Below are 15,082 nucleotides of genomic sequence, written 5' to 3'. Positions count from 1 at the left end.
CACGCCTCTAATACTTAGATTTAACCCATGAATTAGATAAAAACTACCAGTTAAAATAGGAAAATCTTTCGTCACTTTACCCCAACAATTATTATAGAGCCGTTTTATTGGGAACCCAGGGCCTAGCCCAGGGTTTTCTTTTCTATAAAAAATCTCGTAGAGATTATACCTCTACGAGATTTTCCTTTCAGAAAACAAGCCTTTATTTCTACACTCGATTGAACGTAATTACTATAAGATTAACGCTTAGTAGCAGCAGTTAAAGTTGGTGAAACTAATTCGTTCCAAGTGAATGTAGTATAAGTAATGTTATCACCAGATGTATTCACAATGGAGATTACATTAGTATCGGCACCAGCTGTGTTAGCTAAAGCTGTAGTATATGCTGTACCTGTGCTATCAACTGTTAATGCTGCAGTTGCTGCACTTGCGACAGTAAATTTAGTAGCATTACCTAATTCATAAGTATTAGTATTTAATGTTACAGTTGAAGCAGCAGCAATAGTTCCGTCTTCTACCCAAGCAGATTTATTGTAGGCTTGATCAACATAACGGTAGTAGACTTTATCTCCAGCAGCGATAGTAGGTGTTCCTACTTTTGTTAACGTTGTAGCTGTACCAAGAGTAGCACCTGCACCAGTTAAATCATAAGTGAATTCTGCAGTTGTTGAAGCAGTTGGAGCAGTAGAAGAAATAAATACTTCTAATGTTCTAGCACTATTTTGCGCTAGACCCGCTGTACTTACAAACGCTTCATTGTCAAAGTCAGGAGTAGCATCATCAGTCCAGATAAATCTTAAATCACTAGCAGTTGGAGCAGTTGCAGCTGCTGCAGCACCACCGAATGAAACTGTTACATCAGATGTACCAGACTTCTTAATAGTATCTACACCATATTTATCTGTAATAGTTAAAGTACTTGGTAATTTTGCAGTGTAAGTTGTACCAGATAAGAACTTGCCATCAGTTAACTTGACTGTAAATACTCTCTTCTCACCATTACTTACATCTGTAAATGCACCTAACTTAGAAATTGCAATTTTGTCTGTTCCGTTATAAAACTCAATATCAGAAGTACTAGTTCCATCAGTAGTTGGAGTTGTTGCTAATGATTTACTGAAAGTTACACGTACAGTGTCATCAGATAGAGGAACAACAGAAACTAATTCTGGTGCAGCTACTTCTGCATTATTAAATCCAAACACAGCAGTACCACGTGTAGCATTACCATTTACCTCAAGTGCATCTCCATCTAAAGTTGTAAATTTAGCATCTCCATCAGAATGGTTAGCAATAACAACTTGATATAGCTTACCTTCTTCAAGCTTTGTACCTTTTTTGAAGTATACGCGAACTTTATTAGGTGCAGTCTGTTCAGCATAAGTTAAGTCATAGTCTGCCCCTGAAATTGACGTACCATCACCATTCTTAATTTCTAAGAAATTAGCATCAGTAATTGATGTCATTGGGTTTCCAGAATTAAATACAATATCTTGGTTGAATGATAATTCAACCGTTTGCTCGTCTACACCAACAGCCGAAGATAATTGTAGTGTTGATGCAGTATAAGATACAGTTCCAAATGCCTTAACAAATGTAGAACCACCAGTTGTTGATGGAGCAAGTTGGATATTACCTGTTACATCAGTAATTTTAGCAAGGTTAGCAAAAGTTAAGTTTGCAATTTTCTCACCAGCAAGCGAACCGTCTAAAGTAATTCTAACTTTCTTTTTATCCGCAGAATCCCTTACAACAGCAGTAGCAGTTCTAGTGTTTACTGTATCATTTACAGATACTGTATTCACGTTAACCATTGCATCAACAGCAACTTCTTTATCGAAGTATACATCAATAACATTTGCTGACACTTGGCTAACAACTGTAACTTGAGCTGCAACTGGCGCTGTAGTTACTCCACCAAAAGTTCTTTCAGCTTTAGTAGCATCAGTAGTTACAAGTGCTCTTCCACCTAAATCAGAGATAGAGCTATCAGAGTTATTAACTTGTAGTGTATATACATCACTTACTAGAGCATTAGCTACTGGTAATGTAAGAATATAAGTCTTAGCGTCAATACGCGTTAAAGTTTCGCCAGTAAGAGTATCAAAGTTAACAAATGATCCACTACCTTGTTTTAGGCTAAAGTCAGTTTTAGCCACTGTAGAGTTGTCTACATCATTGTTAAAAGTTACTTGAATTTGACGGTTGTTTAATGCAACAACACTTTCAAGTGAAAGCGGATCTAATGATGCACCTATTCCAGCAAATGTTCTTTGCGTATTTGCCTCAAGAACGTTTCCAGCAACATCTTTAATGTTATTAATTGTAACTTTATAAACTTTACCAGCAGTTTGTTTAGCTGTAGTTAAAGTTACAGTTTTAGTTGCTTTGCTATATGAAGCCGAAGTAGGGTACCCTAAACCACCATCGAATGAATAGTTAGTTAGTGTTTTAACTGTAGCTTCATCTAAATCACTTGCATCTGTGAAAGTAATTTTCACTTTATTTCCTGCTTCAACAGATACACTTTGAACTGTTGGTTTTGCAGTATCTGCTGCTTTACCAGCAAATTGCATTTCGTAGGTTTGATTAGTTGTAATAGCATTACCAGATGAGTCTTTTACATCTTTAACTGATAATTTGTATACAGTTCCCGGTGTTTGAGCAGATGTTGTTAAGTAAACACGTTTTTTGTAGTTAGGATCTGTAGAATCAGATTTATCTAACTCTGCACCTGTTACAGTAAGACCAGAAATTGTATAGTTTGCAATATTTGTTGCAGTTGCTTCATCTAATTCATCGTTGAATACTACAGCAACCTTTGTATTAGAAGCTGAAGTAACAGTCGTTAAACTTGGTGGTGTAGTATCTAAAGATGTACCAGCAAAATTAAACTCAAGATTAGATGTAGGAAGGTTACCAAATACATCTTTAATTCCAGAAGCCACTACCTTATATACAGTTCCTGGTGTTTGGTTTGATGTAGATAGTACTACGGTTTTGTTTCCTGGTGTCAATGGATTACTAACCACTTCAACACCAGTTACTGTTAAACCAGAGATTGAATAGTTAGATACATTACCAATAGTAGCAGCATCTAATTGGCTAGCATCATTGAAAGTTAATGTAACTTTGTTTCCTTTAGAGGATACAGCATTTACTAAAGTTGGAGCTGTAGTATCAGCAGATTTACCAGCAAATTGCTTAGTTTTTGTGCTGTCTACTTTATTTTCACTCTCATCTTCAACATTGCTTACAGTTAATGTATAAACTGTTCCACCAACTTGAGCTGAAGTGTAAAGATATACTTTATCCTTTTCAACTTCACCATTAGCATCTACTACATATTCTACTTTAGAAACTGTTAAGCCATTGTTAATAGAATAGTTAGCTGGATTTAAAATAGAAGCTTCTGTAGCATCAGTATCTACAAAGTCTACTTGAACAATATTGTTAGTTAACGCTGTTACAGTGCTAACTTCTGGCTTAGTTGTATCCTCAACTAGAGCGATCCAAGAAGCTGAAGTGTCACCAGATTTAACTGTATATTGCTTACCAGCATCTTGTTTTGAAGTTACAAGGCGTACTGTTTTACCGTCCGCAGATAATGTAGCTGAAAGAACTGTTAATCCTTCTACTGTGAATTTCTTAGCAGAAACAACTGACATTTCTTCTTTAAGAGTTACATCAATTTTAGTATTAGTAATCGCACTTACCGATTCAACTTTAGCAGGACCAGCTAAGAATTCAGCGTTATCAGCTTCAAACTTCTCAACTAATTCTGTTACAGGAGCAGTTTTTTGGTTCATAAGAACTTTTTCAGCTTTCGCACCAACTACTGTTGATTTGATTGCTTTGTTAGCAGCTTCTACACCAGCTTTGATTTTAGCTAATTGAGCTACAACATCTTCTAATTTGTCAGCTTCTACTAAAGCATTTAATGCTTCAACATCTGCTTTAAGATCTTTAGCAGCTTTGTGAGATGCTACAGCACCATCGTTATATCCTTTAGCATACTTAATGTATTTCAAGTATCCTTTAAGAGCCGCTTTGTGCTTTTTCTTAGTACCTGAAGTAAGTTTAGATTTGTCTACCACTTTTACGATATCTTCGTATGCTTTTTCAGCAGCAGCGATTTGTTTCTTAACTGTTGAAGTTGAAACATACTTATCGCTAGTTGAATAAGTTGTGAATGGTTTTTTCATTGTTGCTTTTGCTGCTTTAACCTTTTGTGAAACTGTAGTTGCCGCGTCTGCTTGTAGTGGAGCTACTGCAGCGAATGATGATGCTGCAATTGCAGTAGCAGCAGCGATTTTGATTGCTTTCTTTTTACTCATGTGCTTGTAAATCTCCCTTCAAATATCTAAATAGTGCATTGGAATATTTCTAACTTTATCTATGTATATATTAGATTTCCAATGACTGTAACACACCGAACTATTATACTACCTAAAAACTGAGTATATGCTAACTTTAGCATATATAACCAATTAGTAGTATATAATACTTATCGACAAGATTCAAACGATTTGATTTCCATTTGCTTCTTGTAAACTTATAATAATACAATTTTCTGGGGAATTCTAGCTTTTTTTTAGTATATTATGAGGAAAAACCTCAGTAAATATTACCAACAGAAGAACAATTATGCATATATGTCGTATTCTTTTCCTATACTGTCCTTTTTGCAAATTAGTAGCATCGCGTTATCTTTGTCTTCAACAGCTCGAATAAAGGTTCTATAGTAGTTAATTCAATGAGACTATAAAAATTCACATTGTTTCTACATTAGGAATATCTTAGAAATGGATTTGTAAGATACATATTAATTCTCCATTTTAAATTTACAGATTTGTAAGCAGCTGGAAGTAGCACTCAATGGGTGTCCCTGACAGGGAAAGTGTTAACTATTTTTAAAAATGGACAGGCCTCTCGTATGGATTGATTAAGAGGTGGCACGTTAGCGAAGATTTCGTAAATACATTAATTTAAGCGAACTTGTAATGATTTTCACAATGGAAGAAAATATCCTCTCTTCTATTAAAAACTTATCAAGCTACTTCTACTACTTAAAGGAATATACGAGTTTCAATGAATCAGATAGTTTATACAGCTATCAAATAATAATATGGGCTAATGAATTAACTCAATCTAGCTATTTTTTTGAGTAAGAGTTATAAAGAGTTTCTAGTAATTGGTTCTATATATTATAAGAAAAGAACTACCCAAAATGCTTTTGGATCTACAACAAGCTAACACTAGTATTAACCTACTCCCTTTTATGTGTGGTGTCTCTATAAAGATACGTTTTTACTATAAAATTATCAGAAACTAGTCTGAATAGGAGATTAAATGAAATCTATCCACCCTTTAGAAGAGTAGTCGTTAGTGAATTAAATAGGGAGTCTATATTTATTTTGAGATTTGCAACATCACTATGGCTATAATATAGTACGTTTCCTTATAATCAGGATCTATTACCTTTTATCAGATGACTCTTTTCATATTGAAAGTCAGTACAATCAACGTTTCCTTCAATATATAATAGATAAGGTACTTTAATAACCGATACTATTTTCTTATTTTTTAACAACAAATGCCTCTTATTCCATTAATATGATAGAATCATAGGAAAGATATATTTAAGAGAGGTGAAAAAAGTAGTGAAAAGGAAACTAATATCGATTGTTACCATTACATTGCTATCTTCTACTATTGCCACAAGTACATATGCTAGTTCAACCACTTATACGGTAAAACAGGGAGACACTCTTTCTTCCATAGCCATAAAGCATAAATTAACTATTAAAGATTTACTTACCTTAAATAAATTGAAGTCAGATAAGATTTTTATTAACCAAAAGTTAGTGGTTTCAAAAAAGACAGCAACGCCTGCTGAAAAAAAGAGCACTATATATAAGGTGAAAAAAGGGGATTCACTAAGCGGTATTGCAAAAAAGTATAAAGTAAGCCTGACTAACCTTAAAAAGTGGAATAAGTTGAAGAATGATCGTATCTATGCTGGGCAAAAATTAAAGGTGTCTTCAATTTCTACTACTAAAGCAGGTTCGAAAAAACCAGCTAAGGTTACTACACCAGCCCCTAAAAAGGAAAAATCATTTGAGTATACGGTGAAAGATGGAGACACTCTTAGTCTAATTAGTAAACAATACGGAGTTTCCATTAACCAAATTAAAAAATTTAACCAGTTAGATACAGACCAAATTAAGATTGGTCAAAAGCTTTTAATCCCAGGTGAGAAACCGGTTAAGAGTGTACCCATTTCGACTCCATCTGTACCAATAGAAGTGGAACAATTAATTATAGAGGCTAATAAGTATCTTGGTGTTCAGTATTTATGGGGTGGGTCAACAACAGAAGGATTTGATTGCAGTGGTTTTATCTACTATGTGTTCAACCAAGCCGGTACTCCGCTAAGTCGATTATCGTCAGAGGGTTATTTCAAAATGACAACCGTTACTGATCATCCAATGCCTGGTGATTTTGTATTCTTCTCAAATACATATGAAAGCAATTATATAGAAGGAATTTCCCATTTAGGTATTTATCTTGGTGAAGGGTACTTTATACATGCCGATACAACTAATGGAGTTATCATTTCAAATTTAAACACTAGCTATTACCAAAATCATTTCCATAGCTTTAGAAAATTTTAATATAAAGATAGATGACAAAGGAAATATTACTTTTTTTCTCCTTTGTCTTTTTTAGTTTATTTTATTCACCATCGATTGATTGCAAATTAAACCTTCATTAAATACAAAATTCCGGATAATTCTTAGTAAAAGAAACCTTTACTTGTTTTACCAAGTATAATTACTGGAAGTATGAATGAACAAGTGGTAAAATCTAATGGTGTCAAAATAAGGAGTTATTACTCGAAATTTGGGTTACTCTCTTTGAGTCGTTTAATATTCGTTTTTCAAGTAGGAGCGCAAACGCTTGTCCTATTCGAATACAACCTATACTTATTATTGTTTTTTAAAGCCTATTCCCATTTATATTGGGATTAATATTAGGTGGAGAGACTATTTATTCTCTAACATTAGAAAACTAAATATTAGAAAACTAAATATTGATTAAAAATTACAACTAATTGTACCTACTACCTTGCCACCTTCCCTCCCCAAAGAAAATGTCACAAGCTAATACCTAAAAAGGGTATCTTTAGTCCATGCATTCCGCCACCAAAAATTAAATAATAGGGAGTTCATCCATTTACAAAACTGAAGGTTGGTTGATATAGGATTTTTTTCTTTTTAATTCTTACTAAGAAAAATCTCTAAATAAAGAGGCAATATACAGTGTTATCTTAATAAGTTTTAACCTTATAGTTAAATTAATTACATATTTTTGATTTTTAAAATATAAACTAAAAAGGCTATCTACATCCTAAAAAACCTATGTGTATATAAATCAAAAATATGCTATGACTTGATGTAATAAGAAAGGGGCTTAATATATATGAAAAATTTTATTATTAGAGCTGGTATGTCACCGTTAGAAACGTTCGACGCACCTCACATAATGGCTAAAAACTCAATCGGAGGGAACGTTGGTAACTTAATTTATCAATTTAGTGTTTTTCGTACGTTAATGACGAATGATACTAATATTACGCCTGATTACTACGATTATGACCCTAAATTTGCTGATGAAATTAACGAAAAGTATGATGCCTATATCATCCCATTAGCCGATGCTTTCCGTAAGGAGTTTGTACCTTCTTTACGTAAATATACTCAATTAATAAAAAAATTAAAAATACCTGTGATTGTTATTGGTGTTGGGTTAAGAGCTCCTTTTGAACCAAAGTTAAACGAAGGCTTTGAATTTGATGAAGATGTAAAAGCGTTTGTTAGTGCTGTACTAGAGAAGTCAAGTATCATAGGACTAAGAGGGGAAATTACTTCCGAATACCTTACTAGATTAGGCTTTAAAGAAGGAAAAGATCATATGGTTATTGGTTGCCCTTCTATGTACTCTTTTGGTAGAGAATTGAATATTAGAGAAACCAATATCACTAAAGATTCTATGGTATGCGTGAACTCTTCACGTCTGTCTCCTAAGAATGTTCTTGATTTTATTACTAGGGGTATGGAAGAATATCCAAACCATTATTTTATCCCTCAATGGATGAAAGAACTTAAATTAGTATATGGTGGGGCTCCTCGCTTAGTGGAATCGAGTGAAAACTACCCAGTTCGTATGTCAGATCCAACATACATGAATGACAGAGTACGTTTCCCATTAAGTGCACAATCTTGGTTTGACTTCATTGGGCAAGCAGATTTAAGTTTCGGAGCAAGACTACACGGAAACATTACAGCAACGATTGCTGGAACTCCAAGTATCTTAATTCCAAAAGACTCTCGTATGAGAGAATTAGCAGAGTATCACCAATTAACGCATATTATGGCTGATAAAATTACGGAAAAGACTACGCTTTCTCACCTAGTTCAAGAGGTTGATTTCCAAGCACCAACAAAAGTACAAGCGAAAAACTTTGACATCTTTATTGATTTCTTAAATAAAAATAACTTGGGTCACATTTATAAGGATACATTATATCCTACAGATGTTCCGATGGATAAAAAGTTAAAAGAAGTAGAAGTTCTTCCTCCGCTTCATACGATTACTGGAATTGGTATGAATGAATTAGCTGAACGTTTAGAGAATTTTTATAAGCTTGAGGTAAGTGGAAAGGCTCGCAAAATTGAAGATCTACAAAAGAAATTATCAGATACACAAAAGAAACTTTCTGACCGAGATAAGAAAGTTAAAAAATTACAAGGTACTGTGAACAGAAAAGCAGTACGATTAGCATTAAAAACAGCTGACTTATTTGCTCGTAAATAAGATATGATGAAAAAAGCACTATTATAGACTGTTTATGTCTAGGATAGTGCTTTTATTTGTTGTTAATCTTCTTGCTAGTTGAATCTTTCTACGAGAAGTTGGTTTAACTCCAGGTTCTCGTTTGGGATTTTTTGTTCCTATTCTTTCATTATTCTTTCTGATCATGAAGCAAATTTCTTTTTTCTGAGACTTGCATTCCTGTGTTAATGCTCGAAATATTTATCTACTTTAGACATCTCTTTTTTTACATCCAAATGCTTATCAATCTTGCTGCTGTAACTTCCTAATATTTTTTCTATCTATTGTCCATTTTTGGTAAAAACCAAGTAACCTCTATATTCCCTAATAAATATACTAAAAAATGACCTGTAGATATAGACCTAAAGCTATCTTAAAATATTTCTTACTTTTTGAACTGCGATTTTAGAACCCCCACGATTTTCAACGTCCTCTATCATAAGAGTAATTAAAAGATGATCATTATAAGCAACAAACCATCCATTTTCTTTCCCGTTTTCCCCTTGCTTTTCTTTGTATTCCGCTGTTCCTGTTTTTCCTACAAAAGAAAAACCTTCTAGTTTACCAAAGTAGGCTGTACCACTCGGATCTTCTACCACTTTTTTTAATGCCGCATTCATCTTTTGTACATTTTCAGCACTGATTAGTTTTTCTTTCCACACTTGGCCTTTTTCTTCTGAAGCAAGCAGGATTGGTTTAATCATGTTTCCAGAATTCACAAATGGAGTGTAAGTCGCTGCTAGATGAACCACATTCATTTCAATTTGAGCCTGCCCATAACCGGAGTCAGCTAGGGCTACTTCGGACTCCATTTTTCCATAAGTGGATGTCTCAAGAGGATAGGAATATTCCATTTTTTCTTCAAAACTGAATTTTTCTAAACCAGCAATGAATTTCTCTTTCCCCATTCCTAATGCAGCTTGTGCAAAGTAAATGTTATCAGAGTAAAGGAGAGCTTTATCTAGGTTAACTGGCCCACCTGGATCTGTTACTCGAGTCACCGAATATTTACCCCAAGAACCATTCTTCTGCCAGCTTCTGCCGCTAATGTTTATCGTCTTTTCCCAATCAGTCGTACCTGCTTCTAGTGCAATTGCTGCGACCATCGGCTTTACAACCGAACCTGGTATATAAGTGTTTTTAAACCGAGTTAATAGAGGGCTTAAATTGTCTTCCTGTAAAGCTTTCCATTGATTTGAAGTTGCTCCTAAAGTAAGGGCATTTGGATTAAAGCTTGGGCTGCTTACTAGAGCAAGAGTTTCACCTGTTTCGGGATGAATGGCAACTGATGTACCTGCTTCCCCCACTAGTTCTTTATATGTTTTTACTTGTAGCCCTGCGTCTATTGTTAAAGCTACATCTTCTCCGTTTTGTACTTCCTTTTGAGCGATAAGAACTTCCGACCCGTCTGTCTTTTTAATATATATTTTCGCTCCGCTTACCCCTTTTAACTTTTCGTCAAATACTTGTTCCAAGCCTCTTTTTCCAATAATATCATTTGCTTGATACCCTTTATCTTTTCGCTTTTCTAATTCTTCTGCTGTAATTGGTCCAACATACCCAATTAAATGTGCTGCCGCTTCACCAAGAGGATACTCCCGTGCTGAAACATCACGTTTTAGAACCGCTGGGATCTGAAATAGTTTTTCCTTTAGCTCTTCGTCGTCCTTGGAAATTTTTTTAATTGGTACAAAATGTTCAGGCTTTACCCATGATGCATGGAGTGCGTTTTTAATTTTTTCTGCTGGAATGTCAAGCAATTCAGCTAATTGGCTGATAACCTGTTCTTCTTGGCCTTCCATCTCTTTTGGTACTACTCCTATTTCATATGCTGTACCATTTATGGCTAATCCTGTTCCATTTTTATCAAGTATGTTCCCACGCCTGGCAGGGGTTGTTGACAGTCCAATCTTGTCTCCGTCCTCTAGTTCCGGAAAAATTAATGTTGTATTCCAGTCAATGTACCAATTTTCCTCTTCATTTCTCTCTTCCTTTATAAGGTTTGCATGATGCTGAAATTGAATTTTTCCTCCGATACTATTCATTTTTGCTGAAAAAGATAATTGGACATTTTCATCCTTCTTTTCTGTTTCCTCTTTTACCTTTGCCTTCTTTATAGTCAAATCAGATATTTGTAAGTCAGAGTAAATTTTCTTATAGCGCTTTACAAAGTCTTCTTTTGAAATGTTTGTCTTTGCTTTGGTAGTGAGGTATTCATACATTTTCTCAAATTGTTGTTCATTCCAAAGTTCAATGTACTCAGAGAACCGATCATCTGGTTTTGGCTCTTTATTACAGCCTGTCATAATGGCAATGGATAAAATTAGGACCGCACAAAATAAGAATTTTTTCAATCCACTTTCCCTCCTTAGTATTTATCCCTGAGAAAGGGTCTTGTCTTCTTAACTATGCATACGAGATTTAGCTATTTTTATTACTAACTTTTTTGGTATAGCTAATTATGAGGTAAAAAAGGTATAGCGAGGATGACCTAATCCTTAAATAGGGATGGCAAACATCTTTGTGATTCCCTAATATTTGCGGTCGGCAATAAAAAAAGAGCCATCCTAGTTAGCGATGACTCCCAAACTACATTATTTGAATTTTGTTAACAAGAGGTGACGTGGGTATCCATAGGTTGCAGCATCTTGATTAGGAAACACAGTATTCGCTACCAATGCCCCTCCGTCTTTTGTTTCAATGACATTACTTTGAGTTGAGCTATAATAAGGATCAGATTTTACTATCTTATTCTCATATAGTTTCTTTCCTGTAGATGTTACTTTAATAAAATATGAATCATAGATGAAATCTCCCATTCCACCTGTAATGAGGAAGCCTCCATCCTTTGAATCTGCTACATCATAAATTAAATAATTGATTCCTGTGCTTAAGTAAGATTTCTTTAAAGAGAAGTCCTTTTTTAGATGGACAAAATGGTTAGCACGGTCTGCATATCGATCACCTCTAGTCTCAGTAATGATGATATACTCACCTTTGCTAGTTTGTTTAATATGTTTTCCTTCTTCAATAGCTGCTAATGTTTTATTCGTTGAAGGATAAATGAGTTTGCGTTTACCGTTCTTATCTATTTTTAATAATAGTAGCTTAAAATTTTGATAACCAGTAAAGAGGAAACTACCATCCTTCGTCTCAATGGCATGATTTAAAGTAGAATAATCCTTGTCCTTATAAACTTTTGACCACTTCTTTTTAAACTTAGATGTTAAACGTAAGTATTGGTGCTGATCCCCCATACTTAAAACGACTAAATAGCCTCCATCTTTCGTTTTAATTACTTGCTCCATATCAGGATATGTAAAATCTTGAGGAAGTTTTGCTAGTTTTTTTTCTTTACCATTTTTGTCGATAGAAACAACATTTATTTCGTCTCTATTATAGCTCCATAATTCTACTTCACTAGAAGAACGGTGAAAAGCAAATAGATAATCTGAGTCATTCGTTTTCTTTTCCCAAACTAATTTACCTGATTTACTATACTTGGCATACCAACCTTTGTCTCCATCATCATGAAACTGTCTTCCAGCAACAAAGTAAGATTGATCCTTATTCTGTAATAATAGATTAGAATGATATCGATCCCCTAAACCTAACTCCTTCTCCCACTCCTGCTTATAACTCTTCTTCACCGACGCTGCATCTCCATAAGGAACTACACTACTAACCACCACAGCAAACATAAACAACAAACTCAACACTAACTTCTTCACACTCAACCACCCTTTCATTAAAGGTGACAGGCACCTGTAATATTTTTGCAACATTTTGCTCAACTAAACACACCACAACGACTTAAGTTTCCTGTTGTTTCTACAATGTTATTGACTAGGCATGTTTATCTTTGCTTCGTTTAATAGGTCTAACTATCCCGTGGCATTTTAGCTTATCTAATCTATTGAATATGGTCATTTTAGTTTCAAAGTTAACTTCATTTGAAACTACCACGGAGTGATAGATTGTTTTACAGCATCCCCAATACTTTGGATGGTTTGGTACCCACCAAGCTTGTTTTAAAAACGCAAGAGCTTGTTCTGCTTCCAACTGTGTTGCATCTCTTCTCTTCAACTTTTTAGCCCAGCTACTTAGTCCTAAAGATGTACTAATTTGCTTATACAATAACCATGCGAAAGGAAAAATAGTTAGCAGTGTAAATAAAAATGTTCCCAATCCTTTCATACTAATCCTCCAATATACCTATTATTAGTATTATTATAACTACAATGGAAATGTTAGTAAAATAATTATTGCTGGTGACAGGCACCTGTAATGGAATTGAAATATTACTGTTATATAGTTGATTACTATTTTTAACAAGCTGCTAGACTGTTAAAAAGTGCAATAGATTAATATATCGAGACTTAAATAGCACTATGATTGAATACTTAAGGCTTGTCTAATATCGTAAAAAATTATCGAAAACATGGTTATTTTTATAGCCAAGCAAAATATAAATATACTGTATTTCCTTTGTACCAAAAGAAAATACATATATTTCTATTATTAAGGAGGAGAATGATGAAAAGATTTACTTCTGTATTCCTTAGCTTGGCACTATTATTTACCTTTTTACCTACTGTTTTAGGATCGAGTTCATCCAGTTCTGTTGGCTATTACTCTGTTTTATTCAAACAAAGTATTATTCCTGCAGATTTTGGTAAGCAAGTTAATCAGTTAGGTGGGGACGTTGTTTACACTGTCCCTGAAATAGGTTATGCACAAGTTAAAATCTCTACTTCTTCGTTTACAAAGTTAAAGGGGCTAGCAAATGTAAGTACTGCAAATCCATCCATCAAGTGGAATCTACCTAAATCGGAAAGGATAAGCGAGAGTAACGTAAATACTGCTGATGCAGCTCTATGGGAAATGCAATGGGATATTAAACGAATTACCAATAATGGTGAGAGCTATAAATTAGGTACTGGCTCGCACAACGTTGTAGTTGGGATTGTTGACACAGGTATTGACCGGGACCATCCCGATTTAGTTGGAAACCTTCTAGATGGATCTAAGAACTTTGTTCCGGCTGGAGGATTCCAAGGAACGGAGCCAAATGAGACTGGAGACATTAACGCATTTGACGATAGACATGGTCACGGAAGCCATGTTGCTGGTTCAATTGCAGGTAATGGAGCTATGTTAGGAGTTGCACCTAACACGGGTATTCGTGCATACCGTGTTTTTGGCACAGGTTCTGCTGAGTCTGGTTGGATTTATAATGCCATGATAGCTGCTGCAAATGATGGTGTTGATATTATATCCATGAGCTTAGGTGGCTTTGATATTCTTGGTCAGGTGTTTTATGTTGATCCAGAGACAGGAAAGAAAGAAGCATTGGGTAATGATGTAGCTGATTTCAAAGCCTATAAACGTGCGGTTGATTATGTAACGAAAAAAGGTTCACTGGTTGTTGTTGCTGCAGGTAATGATGGATTAAATGCAACCAATAAGAAAGAAGTAACAAATTATCTAAATGCTGAATACGGTGGTAACGGATTGTATTATGTAGGTGCAGGTTTTGAGGTACCCGGAACTATCCCTGGCGTGGTAACTGTTTCAGCAACAGGTCAAGAAGATGTTCTAGCAGACTATTCCAACTACGGCCCTGGTTTCATTGATATTGCTACTGTTGGCGGTGATACAAAACTTTATAATCAATATGCTGCTGAAGGTAGATTTAATGAGTACCTTGCCAAACGTTTATTTGAAAAGGAATTTAATTTAAGCGCGGGTGAAGATGGAGGTTACTATTGGTCAATTGGTACTTCTATGGCAACTCCAAAGGTATCCGCTGTTGCCGCATTATTAATTGATAAGTATGGTAAGATGTCTCCTTCTAAACTTCAGGATCTTCTATATAAAACAGCTGTTGATCCTGTGACTGGAAAAGAAAGATCCTACTTTGGAGCTGGGCATTTAAACGCATATAATGCATTAAGGTAACAGCGTACTATGTAATTTTGGTGCACACCTAATAAATTAAACGAAACCTTTAGTTGAAAATTACAATAAACGACTGAGAGATCCCTTTTATAAAGGGATCTTACTCTTCTAAAACCTGAATATATCCTACTTCGTTTCAATTCTGTAGGTATTCAACCTGGTTAGTTCAAGCCTTATTTTACCGTATAATTCGCCATTACACGACGGAGTAAATCGTGCTGTC

7 protein-coding genes are annotated in these 15,082 nt (G+C 34.8%); 3 read left to right on the top strand and 4 right to left on the bottom strand.

The window, feature by feature from the left end:
- Positions 1-239 precede the first annotated feature (239 nt).
- Positions 240-4,337: an Ig-like domain-containing protein gene (locus SM124_RS08930; protein WP_322446164.1), complete on the bottom strand. Its 4,098-nt coding sequence runs from the start codon at positions 4,335-4,337 to the stop codon at positions 240-242.
- Positions 4,338-5,663: 1,326 nt separating this feature from the next.
- On the opposite strand from SM124_RS08930, the gene SM124_RS08925 reads away from it, so the two are divergent.
- Together SM124_RS08925 and SM124_RS08920 are read left to right on the top strand one after the other, a co-directional pair.
- Positions 5,664-6,677, top strand: a complete 1,014-nt coding sequence (locus SM124_RS08925) for a C40 family peptidase (protein WP_322446163.1) — start codon at positions 5,664-5,666, stop codon at positions 6,675-6,677.
- 808 nt (positions 6,678-7,485) lie between these two features.
- A complete protein-coding gene (locus SM124_RS08920) occupies positions 7,486-8,880 on the top strand; it encodes a polysaccharide pyruvyl transferase family protein (protein WP_322446162.1) in 1,395 nt (464 codons plus the stop codon).
- 386 nt (positions 8,881-9,266) lie between these two features.
- Here the strand turns inward: SM124_RS08920 and SM124_RS08915 are convergent, their stop codons facing one another.
- From SM124_RS08915 to SM124_RS08905, 3 genes are all read right to left on the bottom strand, one after another.
- The gene (locus SM124_RS08915) at positions 9,267-11,252 is read right to left on the bottom strand and encodes a penicillin-binding transpeptidase domain-containing protein (RefSeq protein WP_322446161.1); all 1,986 of its coding nucleotides are present in this window, start codon (positions 11,250-11,252) and stop codon (positions 9,267-9,269) included.
- 240 nt (positions 11,253-11,492) lie between these two features.
- Positions 11,493-12,629: a hypothetical protein gene (locus SM124_RS08910; protein ID WP_322446160.1), complete on the bottom strand. Its 1,137-nt coding sequence runs from the start codon at positions 12,627-12,629 to the stop codon at positions 11,493-11,495.
- Between the two features lie 115 nt (positions 12,630-12,744).
- Entirely contained in the window at positions 12,745-13,095 is a 351-nt protein-coding gene (locus SM124_RS08905) for a hypothetical protein (protein ID WP_322446159.1), read from the bottom strand.
- Positions 13,096-13,431: 336 nt separating this feature from the next.
- Here SM124_RS08905 and SM124_RS08900 point away from each other — a divergent pair, with 336 nt between their 5' ends.
- Positions 13,432-14,859, top strand: a complete 1,428-nt coding sequence (locus tag SM124_RS08900; protein ID WP_322446158.1) for a S8 family peptidase — start codon at positions 13,432-13,434, stop codon at positions 14,857-14,859.
- The last annotated feature ends 223 nt before the right edge of the window (positions 14,860-15,082 follow it).

The sequence above is a fragment of the Robertmurraya mangrovi genome, assembly GCF_034427655.1.
In the GTDB taxonomy this organism is placed as follows: Bacteria; Bacillota; Bacilli; order Bacillales; family Cytobacillaceae; genus Robertmurraya_A; species Robertmurraya_A mangrovi.
This window is presented reverse-complemented; position numbering and strand designations above follow the sequence as displayed.

Coding starts and splice junctions, on each gene's coding strand:
- SM124_RS08930 (WP_322446164.1), bottom strand. CDS start 4,337: ATGAGTAAAAAGAAAGCAATCAAAATCGCTGCTGCTACTGCAATTGCA.
- SM124_RS08920 (WP_322446162.1), top strand. CDS start 7,486: ATGAAAAATTTTATTATTAGAGCTGGTATGTCACCGTTAGAAACGTTC.
- SM124_RS08905 (WP_322446159.1), bottom strand. CDS start 13,095: ATGAAAGGATTGGGAACATTTTTATTTACACTGCTAACTATTTTTCCT.
- SM124_RS08900 (WP_322446158.1), top strand. CDS start 13,432: ATGATGAAAAGATTTACTTCTGTATTCCTTAGCTTGGCACTATTATTT.